Below are 14,179 nucleotides of genomic sequence, written 5' to 3' on the forward strand. Positions count from 1 at the left end.
GGACGACGCCGGCCTGCGCCGCGTCATCAGCCTCGTCCTCGGCTCGGAGGGCTTCGACGTCGTGCCGGCGGGCACGGGCGGCCAGGCCCTCGCCGTGCTCGCCGAGCGGGACGTCGACGTGGTCCTGCTCGACCTGAGGCTGCCGGACGTCGACGGCCTGGAGGTCCTGCGGCAGGTCCGCCGGAGCAGCCTCGTGCCCGTCGTCGTGGTGTCCGCCCGCGACGACAGCCACGACGTGGTGGCCGGTCTCGAGGCGGGCGCCGACGACTACGTCACCAAGCCCTTCGTCGCGAAGGAGCTGACCGCCCGCGTGCGCGCCCTCGTGCGCCGGGCCTCGGCCGTCCCGACGTCCCGGGAGGTGGCGCTGGGAGACGTCGTCGTGCGCCCCGGGAGCGGCGACGTGCTCGTGCGCGGGGAGCCCGTGGCCCTCACCCGCACCGAGCAGCGGCTCCTGGTCGAGCTGGCCGCCGAGCCCGGCCGGGTCCTCTCCCGCGAGGAGCTGCTCGAGCGCGTGTGGGGGCGCACCTGGTTCGGGGACGTGCGCGTCGTCGACGTCCACGTCCACCGGCTGCGGGCCAAGGTCGAGCAGGACCCGTCCCGGCCGCGCGTCCTCCTCACCGTCCGCGGTCAGGGGTACCGGCTCTCGGTCGACGCCCCCGCCGCCCAGCGGCTGAGGCGACGACCGCGGGCCCTGCTCCTCCTGCCGGCGCACCTCCGCCACGGCCCTCCACGTCCGCGTCCACGTCTCGGACGCCGCCCTCCCCGCCCGGGCCCTGGGGGCCATCGGGGCACGGCCGCGCCAGAGGTGGTCCACAGATGGTGCAGAGGTTGTGCATCCAGCGGGCGGGGTCGGTCGGAAGGAGGTGTGCCAGTGCCCGTCAGACCTCCCGGCGGCTCCCGCCGGGCACCGACCGACAGGAGCGACACCCATGGCCACCACCACGTCCCGCGTCCGCAGCCGCGCCCTCGCCGTCACCGCCGCCGGCGCCCTCGTCGCCCTGGGCGGCCTGCCGGCCGCGGCGTCGAGCAGCGGCGGCACCGCCACGGTGACGGTGTTCCACGGCGTCCCGGACACCCCCGTCGACGTCTACGCGAACGGCGAGCGCCTCCTCGACGACTTCGAGCCCGGCACCGTCACGGACCCGCAGCAGCTGCCCGCCGGCTCCTACGACCTCGCGGTCTACCCGGCCGACACCGAGAGCGTCGAGGGCGTGGACCCGGTGATCAGCGCCGACGGCGTCGAGGTGCCCGCCGGTGCGGACGTCTCGGTGGCGGCGCACCTCACCGAGAGCGGCGACCCGACGCTCACGCCCTTCGTCAACGACACCTCGGCCGTGCCGGCGGGCGAGGGCCGGGTGACGGTGCGCCACACGGCGGCCGCGCCGGCCGTCGACGTGCTGGCCGACGACGCCGTGATCATCAGCGGGCTCACCAACCCGGACGGCGAGTCGCTGACGACGGCGGCGGGCACCGTGAGCGCCGCGGTGAACCTCGCCGGGACGGACACCACGGCCATCGGCCCGACCGACCTGACCGTCGCCGAGGGCGCCTCGACGATCGTCTACGCCTGGGGCTCGGCCGAGGCCGGGAACCTGGCCCTCGCGGTGCAGACGATCGACGACCTGGGCTCCGACCCCTCGGGCGTGCCCAGCGGGCTGGGTGACGCCTCCACCGGCTTCCCGGCCGGCCTCACGGCGCTGACGGCGCTGGCCGCCGGCGGTGCCGTGCTCGTGTCGGTGACCATGGTGCGCCGTCGTCGCGCGGACCAGGGCGCCTGAGCCGGAGGCACTCCAGAGGCAGGGATCCCCGAGGCGGGGACCCCCGAGGCGGCGACCCGGGGCCGGTCGCCCGACGACCGACCCCGGTGACCCGCACCCGGCGTCCGACGTCGCGCCCCCCGCGCGCGACGTCGGACGCCGGCGCCGCTCAGGCGCCAGCACGAGCAGCAGCACCCGCGAGCGCCACCACGAGCACGGGCGCGACGAGCACGACCGGACGGACGAGGGCGGAGGGGCCGTGGCACGCAGCACCGGAGGCGACGACCGCCGTGCGGCGGCGACCCCGCGGCGCCTGGCCGCAGTGCTCGCCGCCTGCCTCGCCGTCGCCGTCGGGACGCCGCTGGCCTGGGCCCTCACGCGCCCGCCCGCGGCGGTCGGCGAGGGCCTGCCCTCGTCGGCACCCCGGCCCGCCGACGGGACGACCGGGGCGACCGGAGGGGCGATGTCCGGCCCGCAGCGGGAGCGGGGCGCGGCGCCGGACCCGTCCGGCGACGCGGCGCCCGCCGTCCCCACGCGCTGGACGGACGTCGCCCGCGACGCCACCCCCGCCGCCGTGGCCGCCCGCCGGGGGCCCGCGGTCGCCGCGCCGGTCGAGGTGCGCATCCCCGCGCTGGACGTCGTCGCGCCGGTCGACGCCCTCGGCGTGGACGACGACGGCGCGATGGCCCTGCCGGACGACGTGAGCCGCACCGCCTGGTACCGCTGGGGCGCCGCCCCCGGCTCCGGGGCGGGCAGCGCCGTCGTGGCCGGCCACGTCGCCGCGGCCGACGGCGAGCGCGGCGTGCTCGCCGACCTGGCCGAGCTGGGCCTCGACGACGTCGTCGAGGTCGTGCGGGCCGACGGCACCGTCCTGCCCTACCGCGTGACCACGCGGGAGGCCGTCGAGAAGACGGCGCTGCCGGTCGCCGCGCTCTTCGACGAGGACGGGCCCGAGCGGCTCGTGCTCGTCACCTGCGGCGGCCCCTACCTGCGCGACGTCGGCGCCCACCGGGACAACGTCGTCGTCGTCGCCGAGCCCCTCTGAGGCCGGCCCGTGCGCAGGCGGCCCGCCCCGGACGCCCCGGGAGCCGCCGACGACGCCGCGTCCGCCCCGCTCCCGGGGTGCCCCCGGCCGCTCGCGCTGGCTACGGTCCCTGCCGTGGCGGCTGAGCGCGGGGACGGGGCGACCCGGCTCCCGGGCGCCCTGCCGCACGCCGCCCGCGCCGCCGCGCCGCTCCCGGAGCCCCCCGGACCTCCGCCGCGCGCGGGGTCGCCCCCGCCGGGAGCGCCCGACGCCGCGAGCCGTCCCGCCGGCGGGCACGACGCGACGCGCGAGGGCCACGGCTCCGGGGGCCAGGAGCACGAGGACGAGCGGCTCGCCACCGCCTTCGCCGAGGGGTCCGAGGAGGGCCTGCGCGGCGCCTTCGAGCGGTGGGCGCCCCTCGTGCACGGCCTCGCCGCCCGCGCGCTGCAGGACGCCGCCGAGGCGGAGGACGTCACGCAGCAGGTCTTCGTGGCCGCGTGGCAGGGGCGCGAGCGGTACCGCCCCGCCGACGGGCCCCTGGGGGCGTGGCTGACGGGCATCACGCGGCACAAGCTGGCGGACGCCCACGCGGCCCGCGAGCGACGCCGCCGCGTCGTCGAGCGCAGCGCCGGCGTGGCGCCGCGCGAGCAGGGGCCGGGCGGGCCCGACGAGCACGTGCAGGACCTCGTCGACCGGGTCGTCGTCGCCGAGCACGTGGCCTCGCTCGGCGAGCCCGCGCAGCGGATCGTCCGGCTGGCGTTCTTCGCCGACCTCACGCACGTCCAGATCGCCGAGCAGCTCCGAATGCCCCTCGGCACGGTCAAGAGCCACATCCGGCGCGCGCTGCGCCGCATGCGCGAGCAGATGGAGGAGGGTCGCGATGCACGCTGACGACGACGCCCTCTGGGCGCTCGCGCTCGAGGCGCCGTGCGGGGAGCACGACGACGCCGGGCCGGGCCCGACGACGGGCTCCACGACGGGCACCACGACGGGACGAGGCGCCACCACCGGCACGGCGGACCGGACGGCGGACGGCTCGCGCTCCGACGTCGACGACGACCTGCGCGCGCACGTGGACGGCTGCCCCGCCTGCTCGGCGGAGCTGGTCGCCCGGCGCCGGGTCGTCGCGGCCGGTCGCCGCCCGCCGGAGCACCTCGAGCTGCGCCCCCCGCAGCGGGTGCTCGACGGCGTCCTCGCCGAGGTCGGCCTCGCCCGGTCCTCCGAGGGCGCCACCAAGAGGGCCCCGGAGGACGCCACCCGGAGCGCCCCGGGGGGCGCCACCGCAGGCGACGACCGCCCGACGAGCGCGCCGGCCGCGACGGCGGGCACCCCGGTGCCCGCCCCGCGGGAGCGCGGGCCGGTCGCGGGGCGCTCGCGCCGAGCGCTCGCCCTCGCCGCGGTCGTCGGCGTCGTCCTGGGCGCCGGGGCCGGGGCCGCGGTCACCGCCGTGTCCGAGAGGGCGGGCGGGGGCGGCGTCGTCGCGCGGGCGGACCTCGAGCCGCTCGGCGCGACGGGCGCCCGCGGGACGGCCGTGCTGCGCGCCGGAGGCCGGGGGGACGTCCTCGAGGTCGACCTCGAGGGCGCGGGCTCGGACCCGGGCTCCTACGAGGAGGTCTGGCTCCTCGACGAGCCGAGCGGCGGGCTGCTGTCCCTCGGGGCGCTCGTCGACGGGCACGGCGTCTTCACCGTGCCCCCGGGCGCCCTGCCCGGGGGGCAGGCCGTCCAGGTGGACGTCTCGCGCGAGGCCCTCGACGGGCAGCCGGCGCACTCGGGCGACAGCCTGGCCCGCGGCGCCCTGACGACCGGCGCCTGAGCCGGCGTCGCGTCGGCCGCTGCGTCGGCCCGGGCGCGGGCCCTGCCGTGCGCGCCGACCTCGTGCGGCGCCCGGCGTGGTCGGCCGCGTTGACGGCGGGCTGTACAACTGCAGGGGAGGGGTGCCGCGGCGCCCCGCGCCGCGTGCGGCGCACGATCGACGACCTGGAGGTGGACATGAGCGTGAACGTGGTGATCCTGGCCGCGGGCATGGGGACCCGGCTGGGCCGGCCCCACCCGAAGCCGCTGACCGTGCTGCGGGACGGCAGGACGATCCTGCGGCAGCAGCTGGACCACATCAGCGGGGCCTTCGCCGACGAGGCGCGCGTGTCCATCGTGGTCGGCTTCAAGAAGCGGCGGCTGCTCGAGGCGGCCGCGTCCGAGGCGAGCTTCGTCTTCAACGAGGAGTTCCAGCGCACGAACACCTCGAAGAGCCTGCTGCGGGCGCTGCGCATGGCCGCCCCCGGCGGGGTGCTCTGGCTGAACGGCGACGTCGTCTTCCAGCCCGGCCTGCTCGACGCCCTCGTGCCGCACATGGCGCGGGGCTCCTTCGTCGCCGTCAACACCGAGCGCGTGGCCGACGAGGAGGTCAAGTACCTGCTCGACGAGAGCGGGCACATCAGCGCGCTGTCCAAGCAGGTCGTCGGCGGGCTCGGCGAGGCCGTGGGCATCAACTACGTCAGCGCGGAGGACCGCGAGGTCCTCGTGCGCCACCTCGCGGCCGCGGGGGACCAGGACTACTTCGAGAAGGGCATCGAGGACGCCATCGCCCTCGAGGGCATGCGCGTGCGGGCGGTCGACATCTCCGAGTACGGGGTCGTCGAGGTCGACTTCGCCGACGACCTGGAGCGCGCGAACGCCCTCTGACCCGCGGCGGGCAGGGGTGCGGCGGCCCGTGACCGGTTCGAGATGCGCGTGAGCGCTGGGCGGGCATGCTCGGGGGTGAGGCGAGGGGCGTGCGGCCCCTCGCGACGTCCCGTGAGGACGCCACCGCCGCGCCCGGCCACCGGGCGCCGAGGGGTTCCAGCAGAGCGGACCCGGCGGACGCGCAGCCCCCGCTGCGACCTCCACCGAAGGAGCCATCCGCATGCCCATCACCGAGGACCAGCTCTCCGCCCTGTACGACGCCACGGTGGTCTCCGAGGCCGACGGCAAGATCGGCCGCGTCGGCACCGTGTACCTCGACGACGACACCCAGCAGCCGAGCTGGGTCACCGTCAAGACGGGGATGTTCGGCAGCTCGGAGTCCTTCGTGCCGCTCGACGCCGCCGAGCTGTCCGGCGACGAGGTGCGCGTCTCCTACAGCAAGGACCAGGTCAAGGACGCCCCCCGCATGGACACCGACAGCGAGCTGTCGCCGGCGGAGGAGGACGAGCTCTACCGCTACTACGGCCTCAGCCGCGGCGGTGACGCCGCCGTCGGGCGGACCGGCGGCGACGAGGCCACCAGCACCGTCGGCACGGGCGCACCGGGCGCTGCGGGCACCGGCGCGGCCATGGGCACCGGGACGGACGCCGACGCCGCGACCACCGGCACCACCGGCAGCGGCGCGCCCGGCCACGCCACGGGCCGCGGGGACGAGCTCGGGCGCGAGACCGGCGCGGGCGCCGCGACCGGCGCCACCGGCCGCGACACGAGCGGCCCCACGACCGACGACGCGATGACCCGCTCGGAGGAGCGCGTCGCCTTCGGCACGCAGGAGCGCGAGTCCGGTCGGGCCCGCCTGCGCAAGCACGTCGTCACCGACCGCGTGACCGAGGACGTCCCCGTGAGCCGTGAGGAGGCGGTGGTCGAGCGCGAGCCCATCACGGACGCGAACCGCGGCGACGCCCTCGCCGGCGGCGACCTCACCGAGGAGGAGCACGAGGTCACGCTCCACGAGGAGCGCGCCGTCGTCGACAAGGAGACGGTCCCCGTCGAGCGCGTGCGCCTGGGCACCGAGACGGTCGCCGACACCGAGACCGTGAGCGCCGACCGCCGCCACGAGGAGATCGAGGTCGACGGCGACGCCACCGACGCCGGCGCGGCGGGCCGGGGCACCGGCGACGCCGACCGCCGCTGACCGCCACGGTCGAGGACGAGGGCCGTCCCCGCTCCTCCGGGGCCTCCGCCCGCCCGGCCGCCGAGGCGGCCGAGGTGGTCGTCGCGGAGGAGCGGGCGGTCGCCCGCCGGCTCCGCGTGCCCGTCGAGCGGGTGCGGGTGGCCAAGCGCATCAGGACCGAGACCGTCCGCGTGGAGGTCGACGTCGAGGTGCGGCGCGAGGAGCTCGTCGTCACGAGCGCGCCGGTGCCGCCCGAGGAGGGCGAGCGGCTCGCGGCCCCGGTCGAGGACGGCCCCGGAGCGGGCGGGGGCGCCCCGGCGGAGGAGCGGGTCGTCCTCGTGCTCTCCGAGGAGGTCCCGGTCGTCGGCGTCGAGACGAGGGCCGCCGAGCGGGTCTCCGTGGCGGTGCGCCGCGTCGAGGGCGTCGAGCGCGTCGTCGTCGACCTCGACCGCGAGGTCGTCGACGTCGAGGGGGCCCGTGCGGCCCCCGCCGCCACGAGCACCACCGACCAGCAGGACTGACCAGCAGCACCGACCAGACCAGCACCACCGACCAGCGCCGACCGGCGCGAGGAGGAGGAGGACGACGTGCAGATCCCCAAGCAGCAGGTGATCGACTTCATCAAGAGCAAGGTGGGCGGCGACCAGGCCTCCCAGGCCGACTCCGAGCTGCCCGACCAGGTCGCCACCGACCGCGACGCCGGGCTGCTCCAGAAGTTCGGCGTCGACCCCCAGGACCTCCTCGGCGGCCTCGGGGGCGGGGGCGGGCTCGGGAGCAAGCTGGGCCTGTGAGGTCGTGAGGCACCGCCCCGCCACGGCGGGGCCGCGGGAGGGCTCGGCGCGGTGCGCCGGGCCCTCCTCCGCGTCCGGAGGGCTCGCTCGTCCGGGTGGGCCTGCTCGTCTGAAGGCCTGCTCGTCCGGGGTGGTCGGTGCGGGGAAGCGGCGTCAGCGGACGCCCATGTCCATCCCGAGCCGCCCCGCGACCGCCCGCGCGACCTGCAGGGCGCTGAGTCCCGAGGTGCGGACGACGACGTCGGCGCGCAGGTGGAGCCAGGGCCGGGCCCGCGCGTGCCGTTCGAGATCGCGCAGCCGCGGGCCGACGGCGACGCGGGCCGCGCGCACGCGCTCGCTGACCTCCTCGTCGTCGGCGTCCAGCTCCACGAGCACCCCGTCGAGGCCGGCGCGCAGGAGGCCCGCCTCGACGACGCCCCACAGCCGCTGCTCGAGCACCGGCCGCGGGACGACGAGGCGCTCGCTGCGCCAGGCGGCCAGCTCGGCGGAGGCCGTGGCGAGCAGGCCGCGCCACCCCGGCGACGCCTCGAGGGCCGCCAGCGCGCCCGCACCGGCGTCGGCCACGGCGTCGAGCGGCCCGGGGTCGACCACGCGGGCGCCGGGCAGCACCGCCCAGAGCTCGTCGGCGACCTCCTCGGCGAGCCCCGGCGCACCCGTGAGCCACAGGACCACGTCCCGAGGGTAGGAGCGGTGGGCGCCGTCCGCCGTCCGGGCCGAGCGGCCCTCGCGCGAGGGCTCCCGCTCGGACAGGAGTCGACCCGGACGCTCGGCCCCGCCCGGCGCGCCCCGCCCCTACGGTGCCGGGAGCGCGTGCACGACGCCGACGCCGATCCGACGGCCGCCGGCAGCGCTCCTCTGCGACCCCGGAGCCCCCGTGACGACGACGTCAGCGCACCCCGCCGCGATCCTCGCGACGACGACCCCCGAGCCCGCGGGCTCCCCCGGCTTCCTCCTCGCCGTCGCGGCCGTCGCGATCGCCGTCCTGCTCGTGCTCATCATCAAGGTGCGCCTGCACGCCTTCTTCGCGCTGACGATCGTCAGCGCCCTCACGGCCCTGGTCGCGGGGGTGCCGGTGGGCGACCTCGTCGAGACGCTCCAGACGGCGCTCGGCGGGACCCTCGGCCAGGTGGCGCTGCTCATCGGCTTCGGCGCCGTCCTCGGCCGGCTCGTGGAGGTCTCCGGCGGCGCGAGGGTCCTCGCCGACACCCTGCTCGACCGCTTCGGGGAGCGCCGCGCGCCGCTGGCCCTGTCGGTCGCCTCGCTGCTCTACGGCTTCCCGATCTTCCTCGACGCGGCCTTCATCGTCATGCTGCCGATCATCTACTCGGTCGCGCGGCGCCTCGGCGGTTCGCTGCTGCTCTACGCGCTGCCCGCCGCGGGCGCCTTCCTCACGATGCACGCGCTCGTGCCGCCGCACCCCGGCCCCGTGGCCGCCTCGGGGCTGCTCGGCGCCGACGTCGGGCTCGTCGTGGCCGTGGCCCTGCTCGTCGGCCTGCCCACCTGGTACGTCGCGGGCCACCGGCTCGGGCTCGTGCTGGCGCGGCGCACCCGGTCCTTCGGCGTGCCCGACCTGCTGGGTTCCGCGGACCCGGACGGCGACCTGCCGCGCCCGTCCTTCGGCGTCGTCCTGCTCGTGCTGCTCCTGCCCCTCGTGCTGATCTTCGCCAACACCGGCGCGTCGACCCTCGCCGAGGCCGGGGTGCTCGACGGCGACTCGTTCCTCGTCGAGGTGCTGACGACGGTCGGCGCGACGCCGATCGCCCTGCTGCTCACGACGGTGCTCGCCATGGTGCTGCTCGTCGTCGTCCCCCACCGCGGCGCGGTGGGCGCGCGGCTCGAGGACCTCGTCGACGGCGCCTTCGCGCCCGTCGCGTCGATCATCCTCATCACCGGGGCGGGCGGGATGTTCGGCGGGGTGCTCACCGCCACCGGCATCGGCGGCGCGCTGGCCGACAGCCTCGACGCCGTCGGGCTGCCCGTCGTCGTCGCGGGCTTCGTCATCGCGGTGGCCCTGCGGGTCGCCCAGGGGTCGGCCACGGTCGCGGGCACCACCGCCGCCGGGCTCCTCGCGCCGGCCGTCGAGGCCGACGGGTCCCTCACGGGTGTCGCCCTCGCCTGCGTCGTCGTCGCGACCGTCGCGGGCGCCATCACGTTCTCCCACGTCAACGACTCGGGCTTCTGGCTCGTCGGCCGCTTCCTGGGGCTCGACACGGCGACGACCCTCCGGACGTGGACGGTGCAGGCGACCGCCGTGGGCTTCATGGCCTTCGCGCTCGTGCTCGTGCTCTACGTCGTCGTCACCTGAGGGCCCTCGGGGGCGGGGCGTCGGGTCGGCCGGGGGCGACGGCTCGCGGCGGGGGGCGTCAGGTCGCCGGCAGGGTCGCGGGCGCGCCGACCGCCGAGCCGCGCGCCAGGGGCACGCCCAGGGAGCGCAGCGCGTCGAGCTGGTCGGGCGAGGTGACGTCGCGGACCACCAGGCGCGCGCCCACGCTGCGGGTGACGGCGAGCAGGGCGCGCACGAGCTCGGGCCGCACGTCCGCGCCCCCGCCGCCCTTGGCGCGCTCGAGCGTCGCGGCGCAGACGCTCACGAGCGGCGGGCCGAGCCGGAGCGCGTCGACGAGCCCGGACGACGGCGTCCCGGCCCCGTCCACGGCGAGGACGGCGCCGGCCGCCCGCAGCCGGCGCGCGCGCTCGTACGTCGCGCCGTCGTCGGCCGCGCCGTGCCCGACGGCCACCCAGAGCCCCGAGCCCGCGTGGTCGAGCAGCAGGTCCAGCACGCCGGGGCGCTGCAGGAGCCCCCGTGAGACCGCGACCGCCAGCGCCGTCCCGGGCGGCTGCCGGCCCTGGTGCGCCAGGGCGCGGTGGAGGCAGGCCAGCTCGACGTCCTCGGCGAGCCCGTGGGCGCCGACGACGTCCCCGACCGCCGCCCCGTGGCAGGCCGGGGCGCGGAAGGTCGCCGCGAAGGCGCGAGGGCGGTCGGTGGCGAGGTCGACGACCGGCTCGAAGAGGGCGTCGACGTCCTCGCCGCGAGCCAGGGACAGCACGGCGCGGTGGTGCTCGAAGGACGACAGCGGCGCGCCGCGGGAGGGGGCGGCGACCGGCGGGGCGGTCGCGGGGGCGGTGGCGGGCCGGCGCGCGAGGCCGAGCGCGACCGACAGCGCCGACGCGAGGCTCTCGAGGACGGCGGGGGCGTCCGGGCCGATGCGGTCGTCCGGGGCGCGGCTGAGGCAGCACAGCATCCCGGCGACGTGGCCGTCGTCGTCGTGGAGCGGCGTGCCGACGTAGCTGCCGATGTCGTGGGCACGGGTGACGGGGAGGATGGAAGCGAGCGGGTCGGCGCCGGCGTCGGGGATCCACCGCGGGAGGCGGCCGGCGACCACCTGGCCGCAGATCGTGTCCGCGAGCGGTGTGCGCCGACCGGCCGCCCCGCGCAGCATCGCCGAGCGGCTGCTCGTGGCCACGGCGACCTCGTCGAGCCCCTCGTGGAGGGTCACGAGCGAGGCGTCCATGTCGACGGCGATGCGGGCGGCGTCCAGGAGCCGGCGGACCTCGGGGCGCTCGCGGGCGCCCGCGTGCGCGCTCATCGTCACTCCCCGTGTCGTCGCTGTCGTCCCCGCTCGAGGAGACTACGCGGGGGGCGGAAGTCGTCGCAGCCCGCCGTGCGCCGGTGGGGTGCCGCGCCCGGGTGCGGGCGGGGCGTCACCGCGTCACGGGGCGACGCCGCGGCGGGCCCCGGGCACGGGCCGCGCCCACCACGCGCGCGCCCGCCCGGCGGTGAGGCGGACGCCCACGAGCGCGGCGACCGCCAGGCCGGCGAGGACCTGCACGGCGACGGTCGGGCCGCCGGTCCCCGCGAGGACGAGCGACGCGACGGAGGCCAGGACCATGGCGACGGCGCAGGAGGTGACCGGGGCCAGCGCCCGGCCCCGGTGCTCGCGCTGCTGCAGGTACACGGCACCCTCCCCGTCCGCGGCGGGCGCCGTCGGCCCGTCGTGACCCCACTGTGGGCGCCCGGCGCCCGCGGGGCAAGAGCGCGCCGCCGCGGCGGCGGCGCTCTTGACCGCCCCGTCGCTGTGATCGCTAACATCGGACCGACGTGCGCCGCGGCCCGTCGCGGTCCCGACCGCGCCGCCGCCGGTGCGACCGCGACGAGAGGAGCGACCCGTGAGCGCCCACCTGCAGCTCGAGCCCGAGGTGCTCGGGCACGTCGACCGGCTGCGGGGCGAGCTCGTCGACCTGCACGCCCAGCTCGTGCGCTACGGGCTCGTCGTCTGGACCGGCGGCAACGTCTCCGCCCGCGTCCCCGGCGCCGACCTGTTCCTCATCAAGCCCTCCGGGGTGCTCTACGAGGACCTCACGCCGGCCTCGATGGTGCTGTGCACCCTCGACGGCGAGGCCGTCGACCCGTCGCAGTCCCCGTCGTCGGACACGGGCTCGCACGCCTACGTCTACCGCCACATGCCCGAGGTGGCGGGCCAGGTGCACACGCACTCGACGTACGCCTGCGCGTGGGCGGCGCGGGCCGAGGAGATCCCCTGCGTCCTCACGGCCATGGCCGACGAGTTCGGCGGGCCGATCCCGCTCGGGCCCTTCGCGCTCATCGGCGGGGAGGACATCGGCCGCGGCGTCGTCGAGACGCTCACGGGCCACCGGTCCAAGGCCGTGATCATGCAGAACCACGGCACCTTCACCATCGGCAAGGACGCGAGGAGCGCGGTCAAGGCCGCGGTCATGTGCGAGGACGTCGCCCGCTCGGTCCACATGGCCCGCGCGCTCGGCGAGTGCGTGCCCATCCCCCAGGACGCGATCGACAGCCTCTACGACCGCTACCAGAACGTCTACGGGCAGCGGCCCGCGCCGACGGCGTAGCGCCGCAGCGCCTCGCACCACCACCCCACCAGCACCGACGACCGGGAGGTCACCGCATGAGGTCCGCGCTCGCCGAGAAGGAGGTCTGGTTCGTCACGGGCAGCCAGGGCCTCTACGGCCCCGAGACGCTCGAGCAGGTCGCCGAGCAGTCCCGTCGCGTGGCCGACGAGCTGGGCGCGTCCTCCGACGTCCCGGTGCGCGTCGTCTGGAAGCCGGTCCTCACCGACTCCGACGCGATCCGCCGCCTGTGCCAGGACGCGTCGACGGACGACGCCTGCATCGGCCTCGTCGCGTGGATGCACACGTTCTCGCCGGCCCGGATGTGGATCGCCGGGCTGCAGGTCCTCGACGTGCCCCTGCTCCACCTGCACACGCAGGCCGACGCCGCCCTGCCGTGGGCGACGCTCGACATGGACTTCATGAACCTCAACCAGGCCGCCCACGGCGACCGGGAGTTCGGCTACGTCCAGTCGCGGCTCGGCGTGCCGCGGACGACGGTCGTCGGCCACGTGTCCGACCCGTCGGTCACCTGGCGGGTCGGCGCCTGGGTGCGGGCCGCCGTCGGCCGGGCCGAGCTCCGATCGCTGCACCTGGCGCGCTTCGGGGACACGATGCGCGACGTCGCCGTCACCGAGGGCGACAAGGTGGACGCGCAGGTGCGCCTCGGCGTCACCGTCAACGCCTACGGCGTCAACGCCCTCGTCGCCGCGGTGGCCGACGCGACAAAGGCGCAGGTGGACGCCCTCGCCGACGAGTACCAGGCGACGTACCGCGTCGCGCCCGAGCTGCGCCGCGGCGCGGACCGCCACGCGTCCCTCCGGGAGGCCGCGCGCATCGAGGTCGGGCTGCGGTCCTTCCTCGAGGAGGGCGGCTTCCGCGCCTTCACCTCGAACTTCGAGGACCTCGGCGGCCTGCGCCAGCTGCCCGGCATCGCCGTCCAGCGCCTCATGGGCGAGGGCTACGGCTTCGCCGGCGAGGGCGACTGGAAGACGGCGACCCTCCTGCGCACCCTCAAGGCGATGGCCGAGGGCCTGCCCGGCGGCACGTCCTTCATGGAGGACTACACCTACGAGCTGCGGCCGGGGAAGCAGAAGATCCTCGGCGCCCACATGCTCGAGGTCTGCCCGTCGATCGCGGCCGACGTCCCCTCGTGCGAGGTGCACCCGCTCGGCATCGGCGACCGGGAGGACCCGGTGCGCCTCGTCTTCGACGCCGTCCCGGGGCCGGCCGTCGTCCTCGGGATGAGCGACATGGGCGACCGCTTCCGCCTCACCCTCAACGAGGTCGACGTCGTCGAGCCCGACGAGCCGCTGCCCAACCTCCCCGTGGCGCGGGCTGTGTGGGAGCCGAAGCCCGACCTGCGGACGTCGGCCGAGTGCTGGCTGCACTCCGGGGCCCCCCACCACACCGTGCTCTCCTCGGCGCTGACGACGGACTCCGTCGCCGACCTCGCGGAGGCGCTCGGCGTCGAGCTGGCCGTCATCGACGCCGACACCCGCCCCCGGCGCTTCCGCGACGAGCTGCGCTGGAACGCCGCCTACCACCGGCTGGCCATGGGCTTCTGAGCACGGACCTCGACGGGCGGGCTCCTCGACGGGCGGGGCGGCGCGGACCTGCCTAGCGTGGGGCGGACCCGAGAACGGCACCCGACCTGGAGGCGACATGTCCGCCGGTGACAAGCTCAAGAACGTCGTGCAGCAGACCGTCGGCAAGGCGGAGGAGGTCGTCGGCAAGAAGACCGACGACGCCGAGCTCCACGGCCAGGGCAAGAAGGACCAGGCCATGGGCGCGGACCGTCAGCAGACGGAGAAGGCCAAGGACGCCGACAAGTCCTGAGCCCCGCGGGCCGCGCAGGCCCGCCCGGCCGGCCGCACGGAGGGGAGGG

The 14,179-nt window shown here is 77.2% G+C and carries 15 protein-coding genes and 1 pseudogene; 13 read left to right on the forward strand and 3 right to left on the reverse strand.

The genetic code is table 11. The features are described from left to right. Positions 1-61: 61 nt before the first annotated feature. The 9 genes and pseudogenes from WDV85_RS12725 to WDV85_RS12765 all read left to right on the forward strand — a co-directional run. Positions 62-583: pseudogene (locus WDV85_RS12725) on the forward strand (response regulator); the annotation flags it as partial. 346 nt (positions 584-929) lie between these two features. Continuing rightward, the gene (locus tag WDV85_RS12730; protein ID WP_339570976.1) at positions 930-1,778 is read left to right on the forward strand and encodes a DUF4397 domain-containing protein; all 849 of its coding nucleotides are present in this window, start codon (positions 930-932) and stop codon (positions 1,776-1,778) included. A 238-nt stretch (positions 1,779-2,016) separates the two neighbouring features. After that, complete coding sequence (locus WDV85_RS12735) at positions 2,017-2,802, forward strand: class F sortase (RefSeq protein WP_339570977.1); 786 nt, start codon at positions 2,017-2,019, stop codon at positions 2,800-2,802. A 114-nt stretch (positions 2,803-2,916) separates the two neighbouring features. Further along, the gene (locus WDV85_RS12740) at positions 2,917-3,672 is read left to right on the forward strand and encodes an RNA polymerase sigma factor (protein ID WP_339570978.1); all 756 of its coding nucleotides are present in this window, start codon (positions 2,917-2,919) and stop codon (positions 3,670-3,672) included. Next, positions 3,662-4,594 carry an anti-sigma factor domain-containing protein gene (locus WDV85_RS12745; protein WP_339570979.1) on the forward strand — a complete coding sequence of 311 codons (933 nt, stop codon included), beginning with the start codon at positions 3,662-3,664 and terminating at the stop codon, positions 4,592-4,594. The genes WDV85_RS12740 and WDV85_RS12745 overlap by 11 nt, the downstream gene beginning before the upstream one ends. A 176-nt stretch (positions 4,595-4,770) precedes the next feature. Next, positions 4,771-5,460, forward strand: a complete 690-nt coding sequence (locus WDV85_RS12750; RefSeq protein WP_171202563.1) for a phosphocholine cytidylyltransferase family protein — start codon at positions 4,771-4,773, stop codon at positions 5,458-5,460. Between the two features lie 220 nt (positions 5,461-5,680). Next, on the forward strand, positions 5,681-6,655 hold the full coding sequence (locus WDV85_RS12755) for a PRC and DUF2382 domain-containing protein (protein WP_339570981.1): 975 nt from the start codon (positions 5,681-5,683) through the stop codon (positions 6,653-6,655). After that, positions 6,652-7,155, forward strand: a complete 504-nt coding sequence (locus WDV85_RS12760) for a DUF2382 domain-containing protein (RefSeq protein WP_339571027.1) — start codon at positions 6,652-6,654, stop codon at positions 7,153-7,155. Before WDV85_RS12755 ends, WDV85_RS12760 begins: the two co-directional genes overlap by 4 nt. A 66-nt stretch (positions 7,156-7,221) precedes the next feature. Further along, positions 7,222-7,425, forward strand: coding sequence for a hypothetical protein (locus tag WDV85_RS12765; RefSeq protein WP_339570982.1), 204 nt, complete (start codon positions 7,222-7,224; stop codon positions 7,423-7,425). Between the two features lie 153 nt (positions 7,426-7,578). Here the strand turns inward: WDV85_RS12765 and WDV85_RS12770 are convergent, their stop codons facing one another. After that, positions 7,579-8,097 (reverse strand): hypothetical protein, encoded by a 519-nt coding sequence (locus WDV85_RS12770; protein WP_339570983.1) that lies wholly within the window; start codon positions 8,095-8,097, stop codon positions 7,579-7,581. A gap of 232 nt (positions 8,098-8,329) precedes the next feature. Here WDV85_RS12770 and WDV85_RS12775 point away from each other — a divergent pair, with 232 nt between their 5' ends. Next, positions 8,330-9,730, forward strand: coding sequence for a GntP family permease (locus tag WDV85_RS12775; protein ID WP_445263317.1), 1,401 nt, complete (start codon positions 8,330-8,332; stop codon positions 9,728-9,730). A gap of 58 nt (positions 9,731-9,788) precedes the next feature. Here WDV85_RS12775 and WDV85_RS12780 read toward each other — a convergent pair whose 3' ends face one another. Both WDV85_RS12780 and WDV85_RS12785 read right to left on the reverse strand, forming a co-directional pair. After that, positions 9,789-11,009 carry an EAL domain-containing protein gene (locus tag WDV85_RS12780; RefSeq protein WP_339570985.1) on the reverse strand — a complete coding sequence of 407 codons (1,221 nt, stop codon included), beginning with the start codon at positions 11,007-11,009 and terminating at the stop codon, positions 9,789-9,791. Between the two features lie 123 nt (positions 11,010-11,132). After that, a complete protein-coding gene (locus WDV85_RS12785; RefSeq protein ID WP_298803380.1) occupies positions 11,133-11,378 on the reverse strand; it encodes a hypothetical protein in 246 nt (81 codons plus the stop codon). A gap of 223 nt (positions 11,379-11,601) precedes the next feature. Here WDV85_RS12785 and WDV85_RS12790 point away from each other — a divergent pair, with 223 nt between their 5' ends. From WDV85_RS12790 to WDV85_RS12800, 3 genes are all read left to right on the forward strand, one after another. Further along, entirely contained in the window at positions 11,602-12,294 is a 693-nt protein-coding gene (locus WDV85_RS12790) for an L-ribulose-5-phosphate 4-epimerase (protein WP_445263318.1), read from the forward strand. 56 nt (positions 12,295-12,350) lie between these two features. Further along, on the forward strand, positions 12,351-13,859 hold the full coding sequence (gene araA / locus WDV85_RS12795) for an L-arabinose isomerase (RefSeq protein WP_339570987.1): 1,509 nt from the start codon (positions 12,351-12,353) through the stop codon (positions 13,857-13,859). Positions 13,860-13,956: 97 nt separating this feature from the next. Beyond that, complete coding sequence (locus WDV85_RS12800; RefSeq protein WP_339570988.1) at positions 13,957-14,130, forward strand: hypothetical protein; 174 nt, start codon at positions 13,957-13,959, stop codon at positions 14,128-14,130. Positions 14,131-14,179: the final 49 nt, after the last annotated feature.

The sequence above is a fragment of the Pseudokineococcus sp. 5B2Z-1 genome (assembly GCF_037482305.1).
Taxonomy (GTDB): domain Bacteria; phylum Actinomycetota; class Actinomycetes; order Actinomycetales; family Quadrisphaeraceae; genus Pseudokineococcus.